We start from the raw sequence: 9,715 nt of genomic DNA, 5'->3' as shown, positions 1-9,715 counted from the left end.
CGGCTCCCGCCCCGCCCCCCCCCCCCCCCACCCCGCCGGGCTCCGCGCGCCCCCCCCCCCGTGGGGGGGGCCGCCCCCCCCCCCGCGCCCCCCCGCCACCGCCTTGTCCGCATACGTTCGTCCCGCTGCGAGTCGCCGGGTCAACGGCGGCTCCCCATACGGGAGATCGGGGGTGCACCTGTGCGCATCGGACTGCTTACGGAGGGTGGCTATCCGTATGTGAGCGGTGATGCCAGGCTCTGGTGCGACCGGCTCGTGCGCGGGCTCGGGCAGCACGAGTTCGACATCTACGCCCTCAGCCGCAGCGAGCGCCAGGAGGCCGAGGGCTGGGTCGAGTTGCCGCCGCAGGTCAGCCGGGTGCGTACGGCTCCGCTGTGGGGTGCGGAGGACGACGGGGTGAGCTACGGGCGCCGGGCGCGCCGACGGTTCGCCGAGTGCTACGGCGAGTTGGCGGCCGTGCTGTGTGCGGGGGTGAGTGCGGGGAGCGCGGGGGAGTCTCCCGGTTCCCCCGGGGAGGCGTCCGCCGCTCAGGCGGACCGTTTCGGCAGCGCTCTGTACGGGCTCGCCGAACTCGCCCGCGATGAGGGTGGGCTGGTGGGCGCGCTGCGCTCCGAGGCCGCCGTGAGCGCTCTTGAGCGCGCCTGTCGTGCGCCCGGCGCCCTGCGCACGGCGCGCGAGGCGCGCGTACCCGATCTCCTCGCCGTGGCGGCGCAGTTGGAACGCGCCCTGCGCCCCCTCTCGCTCGACTGGTGCGAGGAGGACGGGCTCGGCTCGGTCGACCTGTGCCACGCGGCGTCCGGCGGCCCGGCCGCCCTGCCCGGACTGCTCGCCCGCCACTTCTTCGGCGTACCCCTGCTGGTGACCGAGTACGGGGTGCGGCTGCGCACGCACTACCTGGCCGCGGCCGAGGCACCGCCGGCCGTGCGGTCCCTGCTCGCCGCCTTCCACGGCAGGCTCGCCGCCGAGATCTACGACCGGGCCACGATCATCACGCCCGGCAACACGCACGCCCGCCGCTGGCAGGAGCGCTGCGGCGCCGACCGCGCCAAGCTCCGCACGGTCTACCCGGGCATGGACGCCACGCACTTCGCCGAGGTGGGGGAGTCCCCGGAGTGCGCGGACCCCGACACGCTGGTGTGGGTCGGGCGCGTCGAACCCACCAAGGACCTGGTGTCGCTGCTGCACGCCTTCGCGGAGATCCGCAAGGAGGAGCCGAAGACCCGGCTGCGGATCGTCGGTGCGCCGGTCGGTGCCGAGGGCGCGGCTTACCTGGGGCACTGCCGGGCGCTCGCCGCGCAGCTCTTCCCCGACGAGGCCGACGGGATGCACGCCGTCGGCGACAACCCCGTCTCCTTCGAGGAGATCGGCGGGCCGGAGGTACCTACCCCGGCCGACGCGTACGCCGCCGGCGCGGTGACCGTCCTTTCCAGCGTCGTCGAAGGCTTCCCGATCACTCTCGTAGAGGCCATGTTCTGCGGGCGGGCGACGGTGTCCACCGACGTCGGCGCGGTGGTGGAGGCCATCGGGGGCACGGGGCTCGTCGTACCGCCGCGCAACCCCCGGGCGCTCGCGGAGGCGTGCGTGGCGCTGCTGCGCGACCCTGCGCGCCGTGAGCGCCTCGGCGCCGCCGCACGCGCGCGGGCGCTCGAACTGTTCACCGTCGAGCAGAACATCACGGCATTTCACGGCATTTACCTGGAGATCGTCTCGCACACACCGGTACGCCGGGTCGTCCTCGACGACACCGGGGAGCCGTTGCCCTTCGCCGCCCCCGCCGAGGCCCACGTACCGGGCCGCTGGACCGGCCCCGCCGCCCGCGTTGTCGCCCGCGGCGGGCCCGGCTGGGCTGCGGGCGCGCCGGTCCGCGCGACGACGGCGACGTCGACCACGACGCCGACCGTGACGCGGGCCCCGGAGGGAGCCCGATGAGCGGCCTCGGAGAACTGGACCGGCCCGGCACACCGACGAATCCGGGGGCGTGGGACGAACGTTCGGAGGAGTGGGGCCGTGAGGAGACGGAGCCTGGGGACGGGCCCGCCGACGTCGGCAGCGCGGCAACCTCCTCTGCCTTGTCCGACACCTCAATCTCTGCAACCTCGGCCTCCGTAGCCCCAACTCCCGCAGCCTCAACCACCCCCACCCCCACCCCCACCCCCGCCCCCACCGTCCCCGAACCCCCCACCCCCCGCCGCCGCGCCACCGCCGCCGACCCGGTCAAGGCGCTGATGCACCGTCACCGCGACCTGTGCGAACGGGCCGTGGACCCGCTGGAGATCGCGGCGGGGCTGGAGGCGCACGGCGTCACCGACCGGACCGCGACGCGCTTCCGGCACCGGGACGTGTTCTCGCTCGCGGAGGAGATGTACGCCCGCGCCTCCCACGGCGAGGAGACGCAGCCGAGCCCCGAGACTCCGTCGACTTCGGGCGGGCGCGTCGGTTGGGCCTTGCTCGCCCTCCTGCCGGGCACGTTGTGCGCGGCGACCGTGATCGGCCTGCCTTTCACCCACGGCCGGCTCCGCCTGACCGTGGCCCTGGCCGGCGCCCTCGCCGTGGCCCTCGGCCTGCGCTCGGCGCTCGCCCGCGGCCCGCTCGGCGTGACCGACCGCACGCCTTCGGGACCCGCCCCGCACACTCCCGGCACCGGCCTGTGGACGTGCTGGCTCATCGCCTACGCCCTGTTGGGCGACGGACTTCTGAGCGTGGCCGTCGGCGGCGGCCCCGACGGCCTGCCCACCGGCGCGGCCGACGGTCCCTGGCCCGTCGCGACGGCCCCCGTGCTTGCCCTCACCCTGGCCTGCGCCCCCGCCGCCTGGAGCGCCCACCTCCTCACCGTGCGCGCCCGGCGAAGACTGACGGCCAGCCGCGGCCTGGCGGACTTCGCCGCGTCCGTACGGCCGCTGCTGCTCGGCACGTTCACCCTGTTCGTGTGCGCCCTGGCGGCCCTGCTCGCCCTGTGCGCCACCGCTCTGGACCAGCCCGCGGCCTACGCCCAGGCCCTCACCCTCGGCGCCCTCCTGCTCCTCGCCCGCCTCCTCACCACGCACGGTTTCACCCACGCACCCGCGCTCGTCCTGGCCGCCACGGCCACGGCCGAGGCGGCAGCCCTGGTCACGGTCTTCGCGGCCCGCCTCCCCGGCTGCGGTTTCCTCGCCACCCCTGTGGAAGCCCTCCTCGACGCCACGGGTCCGGGCAGCGTCCCGGCCCTGGCCTGCGGAGCGGCCGCGCTGACCCTGCTGGTCCACGCGACCCGCACCCTCACCCGGGCCTCGGCCCACGCACCGGCCGACCGGCCGTGCTGACCCGGCACATCCCGCCCACCGCCCACCGCGCCGCGGGCGCCCGACCCCGAGGCAACGGCACCACCCTCGCTGAAGGAGAACACCAAATGATCACCTCCCGACCCGAACCCTCGGCTCCGGGAGCCGTGCGATGAGAGTCCTGCTGATCGGAGCCAACGGCTATCTGGGCCGCTTCGTCGCCGACCGTCTGCTCGCCGACCCCGCCGTCCAGCTCACCGCGCTCGGCCGCGGCGACGACGCCGACGTCCGCTTCGACCTCGCGTCCGGCAGCCCCGGTGCCCTCACCCGTTTCCTCGACGCGGTCCACCCCGGCGTGGTCGTCAACTGCGCCGGCGCGACCCGAGGCGGCGCCCGTGAACTCGCGCGGCACAACACCGTCGCCGTCGCCACCGTCTGCGAGGCCCTGCGCCGCAGCGGCTGCGGCGCCCGGCTGGTGCAGATCGGCTGCGGCGCCGAGTACGGCCCCAGCCAGCCCGGCTCCTCCACCGCGGAGGACGCCGTGCCACGCCCCGGCGGCCCGTACGGCGTCAGCAAGCTCGCCGCCACCGAACTCGTCCTCGGCTCCGGTCTGGACGCGGTCGTGCTGCGGGTCTTCTCACCGGCCGGTCCCGGCACGCCCGCCGGCTCGCCGCTGGGCCGGCTCGCCGAGGCCATGCGCCGCGCCATGCAGTCCGGCGACGGCGAGCTCAAGCTCGCCGGCCTCGGCGCCCAGCGCGACTTCGTCGACGTACGCGACGTGGCCCGCGCCGTGCACGCCGCCTCGCTCTCCGCCGCCCAGGGCGTCATCAACATCGGCTCCGGCCGTGCCGTCCGGCTGCGCGACGCCGCCGCCACGCTCGCGCGGGTAGCGGGATACGGCGGAGCCCTCCACGAACTGGACGGCCCGCCCGGCCCCTTGATGCGGGCGGCCATCGGCCACCCGCGCACCGAGTCCGACCACGCGTCCCCGGTCGCGTACCCGTACCCGGACGGCTGCGGCAGCTGGCAGCAGGCCGACGTGCGCACCGCGCGCGACCGGCTCGGCTGGCGGCCCCGGATCAATCTCGAAGAGTCCCTCGCCGACATCTGGATGGAGGCGGCATGCCGTATCTGACCAGCACCAGGGCGGGCACGGCGAGCACCGACGTCCGCACCGGCCTCGGCATCCCCGGCTACGCCCACCCTCTGGTCGCCCCCGCCGAGTGGGCCGAACTCACCCGGCCGGGCACCCCCTTGCACTGGGTCGTCCTCGACATCGCCGACGGCCCCGGCGCCCGCCCCGATCCGCACTGCCTGGAGGCGGCGGGCCGACTGCGCAACGCGGGCGTCCGGGTCCTCGGCCACCTCGACAGCGCGAACGGGGCCCGCACCTTCGGAGAGTTGATCTCCGACGCGCACCGCTACCGCGACTGGTACCGGGTCGACGGCTTCCTCCTGGACCGCTGTCCGACCGAACGCGTCTCGCTTCCCGAGATCCGCCGGACCGTCGACACGCTCCGCTCGATCTGCGACGACGCGCATGTCGTCCTCGGCCACGGCACCCACCCGCACCCCGGTTACGCCGAGTGCGGCGACCAGTTGGTCACCTTCTCCGGGTCCTGGAGCGACTACCGCTGGTCGCAGGTGGCCGAGTGGACCGCGGACCATCCACCCGAGCGCTTCTGCCACTTCGTCCACGGAGTGCCCGGACCCCATCTCGATGAGGCGCTGCGCATCGCCCGCTGGCAGGGCGCCGCGACGATCTACTTCACCGACCGCACGGACCGGGGCGGACGCGCCGATCCCTGGGAGACCCTGCCCGGCTACTGGGACGACATCGTCTCGCGGGTCGGGACGGGTGTCTCGGAATGAAGATGGGCATGGCAGTGTTACACAGAGAACCACCGTAGTGATTGACCGATCAACGGAGTCCCCGTGTCGCTGCCACCCCTGGTCGAGCCAGCTGCTGAGCTCACCGTAGACGAGGTCCGCAGGTACTCCCGCCACCTGATCATCCCGGACGTCGGGATGGACGGGCAGAAGCGGCTGAAGAACGCCAAGGTGCTGTGTGTGGGCGCCGGCGGCCTGGGCTCGCCGGCGCTGATGTACCTGGCCGCGGCGGGCGTGGGCACGCTCGGCATCGTGGAGTTCGACGAGGTCGACGAGTCGAACCTGCAGCGTCAGATCATCCACAGCCAGGCCGACATCGGCCGCTCCAAGGCCGCGTCCGCGCGCGACTCCGTCCTCGGCATCAACCCGTACGTGAACGTGATCCTTCACGAAGAGCGGCTCGAGGCCGAGAACGTGATGGACATCTTCAGCCAGTACGACCTGATCGTCGACGGCACGGACAACTTCGCGACCCGCTACCTGGTCAACGACGCCTGCGTGCTGCTGAACAAGCCGTACGTGTGGGGCTCGATCTACCGCTTCGACGGCCAGGCCTCGGTCTTCTGGTCCGAGCACGGCCCCTGCTACCGCTGCCTCTACCCGGAGCCCCCGCCCCCCGGCATGGTCCCCTCCTGCGCCGAGGGCGGCGTCCTGGGCGTGCTGTGCGCGTCCGTCGGCTCCATCCAGGTCACCGAGGCCATCAAGGTCCTCACCGGCATCGGTGAGCCCCTCGTCGGCCGCCTGATGATCTACGACGCCCTGGAGATGCAGTACCGCCAGGTCAAGGTCCGCAAGGATCCGGGCTGCGCGGTCTGCGGCGAGAACCCGACCGTCACCGAGCTCATCGACTACGAGGCCTTCTGCGGCGTCGTCTCCGAGGAGGCCCAGGAGGCGGCCGCCGGCTCGACGATCACTCCCAAGCAGCTCAAGGAGTGGATCGACGACGGCGAGAACATCGAGATCATCGACGTCCGCGAGATCAACGAGTACGAGATCGTCTCCATCCCGGGCGCCAAGCTGATCCCGAAGAACGAGTTCCTCATGGGCACCGCCCTGGAGACCCTCCCGCAGGACAAGAAGATCGTCCTGCACTGCAAGACGGGTGTCCGCAGTGCCGAGGTCCTCGCGGTCCTGAAGTCCGCGGGCTTCTCCGACGCCGTGCACGTCGGCGGCGGTGTGATCGGCTGGGTCAACCAGATCGAGCCGGACAAGCCGGTCTACTAGGCGAACGCTTTCCCGGGAGGGGCTCGGCACCACGCGTGCCGGGCCCCTTTCCGTTGCCCCAGCTCCTACGAGGCGCAGACCTTGCCGTCCTTCGGCACCGTGCCCTTCAGCAGATACGCGTTCACCGTGGAGTCGACGCAGTCGCTCCCGCTCCCGTACGCACCGTGCCCCTCGCCCTTCCAGGTGAGCTCCACACCGACGCCCTTGCCCAGCTCGTCGGCCATCTTCCGGGCGCCCTCGTACGGTGTCGCCGGGTCGCCGGTGTTGCCCACCACCAGGATCGGCGCCGCGCCGGCCGCGCTCACCTCCGGGGTGTCGTACTGCCCGGCCACCGGCCAGTCGTGACACCAGCCGGCCGTGTCCCAGCCGAGGAAGTCCCCGAACACGGGCGAGATCTTCTCGAACGTCGGCAGCAGCTTCTTCGTCTCCTCGGCGGTCGGCCGCTGCTTGTCGTCCAAGCACGATATGACCCGTTGAGAGTGGGTCGTCGTGCCGTAGTGCCCCGACGTGTCACGTTCGTTGTAGCCGTCGGCGAGGTCCAACAGCTCCGAGCCGTCGCCCTGTTCGGCCGCATCGAGGGCGCTGGTCAGGGTCGGCCAGCCGGCCTTGCTGTACAGCGGCAGGACGATGCCGGTGACGGCCAGCGTCTGTGTGAGCTCACGCCCGGACGACGTCTGCAGCGGCTTGGCGTCGAGCCGGTCGAGCAGGTCCGCGATCTTCTGGGTGCCCTGCTTCGGGTCCTGCCCGGTCGACTTGAGGTAGTCGTCGAGGGCGCGCTGGAAGCCCCTGCTCTGGTTCTCCGCGTGGCCCACGGTGTCGGCGCTCGGGTCGACGACCGCGTCGAGGATCAGCCGTCCCACGTTCCTGGGGAACAAGTGGGCGTACACACCGCCCAGTTCGGTGCCGTACGAGATGCCGAAGTAGTGCATCTTCGCGTCGCCCAGCACCTGGCGCATCAGGTCCATGTCGCGCGCGGTGTCCGTCGTCGACACGTGCGCCAGCAACTTGCCGGTGGCGTTCCGGCAGCCCTTGCCGAAGTCGACGGCGTCCTGGAAGTACGCCTTCTCCTCGGCCGGGGTGTCCGGGGTGGCATCGATGTCCTCGGCGGCCTCGATCGCCTTGTCGCCGCGGCAGCGCACGCCCTCGCTGCGGTCGACCCCGCGCGGGTCCCAGCTCACCAGGTCGTACCGCTCACGCAACGAGGAGGCCGTGGCCGCGTACGACGGCAGCGTGGAGACACCGGAGCCGCCGGGACCGCCGAAGTTGAACAGGAGCGAGCCGATGGGCTTGTCGCCGCGGGACTTGCCGCGGATCAGGGCGAGGCCGATCGTCTCGCCGTCCGGCTTCGACCAGTCCAGCGGCACCTTGAGCGTCGCGCACTGCCAGTCGTTGCCCGGCGCGGCGGAGTCGGCGGTGGCCTTGCAGCGTCCCCAGTCGAGCCGCTGCGCGGTCAGAGAGGAGGGCAAGGCTGCGGTCGTACCGGAAGAGTCGGGGGAGTCGGCCGACGGCGTGGCCGCCGCGCCTGTGTCCCCTTCTCCCTTGCCGTCGTCGGACGACGAGCCGCCGCTGCAGCCCCCCACCAGCAGCGCGGCGGCGGCCCCCAGCGCCGCCCACCGTACGAGTCGCGCCATGTGCGTTCCCCCCTCACGAGCCGCCGGCATCGGCCGGCCGACGGCGGTCTGGCCATAGTAGGCGGATCACGTCGAGCTCGTGAAAGCCTGTGGATAACCGTCTGACCTGCAAGTTTTCCCGGAATTCCGAGGGAGGTCGGGCATGGTCGGGGTCAGGAGCAGACGGTGCCGGCCGCCGGCACCTTCCCGTCCAGCAGATAGCCGTTCACCGCGCTCTGCACGCACTTGTTCTTGCTGTCGTAGGCGCCGTGTCCCTGTCCCTTGTACGTCAGCTCGACGCCGACGCCCTTGCCGAGGGCGTCCACCATCTTCCGCGCGCCCTCGTACGGCGTCGCCGGGTCACCGGTGTTGCCCACGACGAGGATCGGCGCCGAGCCGGCCGCGCTCACGTCGGGATGGTCGGCGGCGCCCGCCACCGCCCATCCCGTGCAGCTGACCATGCCCCACGCCAGGAAGTCGCCGAACAACGGCGAGGCGGCCCGGAACTCCGGCAGCTTCTCCTGCACGAAGTCCGAGGTGTACCGGGGCTTGTCGTCGGCGCAGTTGATGGCGATGTTGGCCGCGGTGATGTTGCTGTACTCGCCGTTCTCGCTGCGCCCGTTCATCGAGTCGGACAGCAGCATCAGGGTCTTGCCGTCCCCGTCGTACGCCTGCTCCAGGCCCTCGGTGAGGTACTCCCAGAAGTCCTTCGAGTACAGGGACTGCGCGATGCCGTTGGTCGCGGCGGTCTGGGTCAGCTGACGCGGGAAGATGCCGGGGATCGGCTTGCTGTCGAGGTCCTTGAGCAGCTTGGCGATGCGGTCCTTGACGTCCTGTGCGGTGTCGCCGACCGGGCAGTCCTCGGCCTTCGACGTGCAGTCCTTCGCGAAGTTGTCGAGCGCGAGCTGGAAGCCCTCGGCCTGTCCGAGCGAGCCCTGTTCGGAGTTCTGCGTGGGGTCCACGACCCCGTCGAAGACCGCGCGTCCCACGCTCTTGGGGAACAAGTGGGCGTAGACACCGCCGAGTTCGGTGCCGTAGGAGATGCCGAAGTAGTGCAGCTTGGCGTCGCCGAGCACCTGTCGCATCAGGTCCATGTCGCGGGCCGCGTCGGTGGTGCGCACCTGCGGCAGCACCTTCTTGGAGTTCTTCTCGCAGGCCGCGTTGAACTTCTTGGTGTTCTCCAGGAGCTCGGTGCGCTCGGCGGCGTCGTCGGGGGTCGCGTCCTGCTGGAAGTACGCGTCGAGCTGCTGGTCGTTCTCGCACTCCACGGGGGCGCTGCGGCCGACTCCGCGTGGGTCGAAGCTGACCAGGTCGTAGCGGGTGCGCAGCTTCGCGTAGTCCTCGCCGAAGGCGGGCAGCGTGGTGACGCCCGAGCCGCCGGGGCCACCGAAGTTGAAGACGAGCGAGCCGATGCGCTTGCTCTTGTCCCCACTGGCCTTCGCCCGGATCAGCGCCAGGCCGATCGTGTCGCCCTTGGGCTTGTCCCAGTCGAGCGGCGCCTTCAGGGTGGCGCACTGCCACTCGTCGCCGCCCGGCAGCGGCGAGGGGGTACCGCCGCCGCCCTCCGCCTGGGACGGCGCCGGGCAGTCCTTCCAACCGAGCGTCTGGGCCGACAGATCCTCGTCCTTGGTGTCGTCGTTGCCGCAGCCCGCCAGCACGGACGACAGCAGTACGGCGGAGGCGATCAGGGCAACGGCGCGCAGGCGAGGCGGGTTCGGCATGGTCCCATCCTGC

General features: G+C 72.2%; 7 protein-coding genes. 5 read left to right on the top strand and 2 right to left on the bottom strand.

The window, feature by feature from the left end; all coding sequences use genetic code 11:
* Positions 1-180: 180 nt before the first annotated feature.
* The 5 genes from M2283_RS36805 (at position 181) to moeZ (ending at position 6,371) form a co-directional block, all read left to right on the top strand.
* A complete protein-coding gene (locus tag M2283_RS36805) occupies positions 181-1,929 on the top strand; it encodes a DUF3492 domain-containing protein (protein ID WP_280880825.1) in 1,749 nt (582 codons plus the stop codon).
* Complete coding sequence (locus tag M2283_RS36800; RefSeq protein ID WP_280880824.1) at positions 1,926-3,299, top strand: hypothetical protein; 1,374 nt, start codon at positions 1,926-1,928, stop codon at positions 3,297-3,299. The genes M2283_RS36805 and M2283_RS36800 overlap by 4 nt, the downstream gene beginning before the upstream one ends.
* Before the next feature lie 130 nt (positions 3,300-3,429).
* Positions 3,430-4,392 (top strand): NAD-dependent epimerase/dehydratase family protein, encoded by a 963-nt coding sequence (locus tag M2283_RS36795; RefSeq protein ID WP_280880823.1) that lies wholly within the window; start codon positions 3,430-3,432, stop codon positions 4,390-4,392.
* A complete protein-coding gene (locus M2283_RS36790; RefSeq protein ID WP_280880822.1) occupies positions 4,380-5,129 on the top strand; it encodes a spherulation-specific family 4 protein in 750 nt (249 codons plus the stop codon). The genes M2283_RS36795 and M2283_RS36790 overlap by 13 nt, the downstream gene beginning before the upstream one ends.
* A gap of 63 nt (positions 5,130-5,192) precedes the next feature.
* Positions 5,193-6,371: an adenylyltransferase/sulfurtransferase MoeZ gene (gene moeZ, locus M2283_RS36785; RefSeq protein WP_280880821.1), complete on the top strand. Its 1,179-nt coding sequence runs from the start codon at positions 5,193-5,195 to the stop codon at positions 6,369-6,371.
* Between the two features lie 65 nt (positions 6,372-6,436).
* On the opposite strand, the gene M2283_RS36780 is transcribed toward moeZ, so the two are convergent.
* On the bottom strand, positions 6,437-8,002 hold the full coding sequence (locus tag M2283_RS36780; protein WP_280880820.1) for an alpha/beta hydrolase: 1,566 nt from the start codon (positions 8,000-8,002) through the stop codon (positions 6,437-6,439).
* Between the two features lie 152 nt (positions 8,003-8,154).
* Positions 8,155-9,702 carry an alpha/beta hydrolase gene (locus M2283_RS36775; protein WP_280880819.1) on the bottom strand — a complete coding sequence of 516 codons (1,548 nt, stop codon included), beginning with the start codon at positions 9,700-9,702 and terminating at the stop codon, positions 8,155-8,157.
* Positions 9,703-9,715: the final 13 nt, after the last annotated feature.

Origin of the sequence: Streptomyces pseudovenezuelae (assembly GCF_029892565.1) — a bacterium.
GTDB lineage: Bacteria > Actinomycetota > Actinomycetes > Streptomycetales > Streptomycetaceae > Streptomyces > Streptomyces pseudovenezuelae_A.
This window is presented reverse-complemented; position numbering and strand designations above follow the sequence as displayed.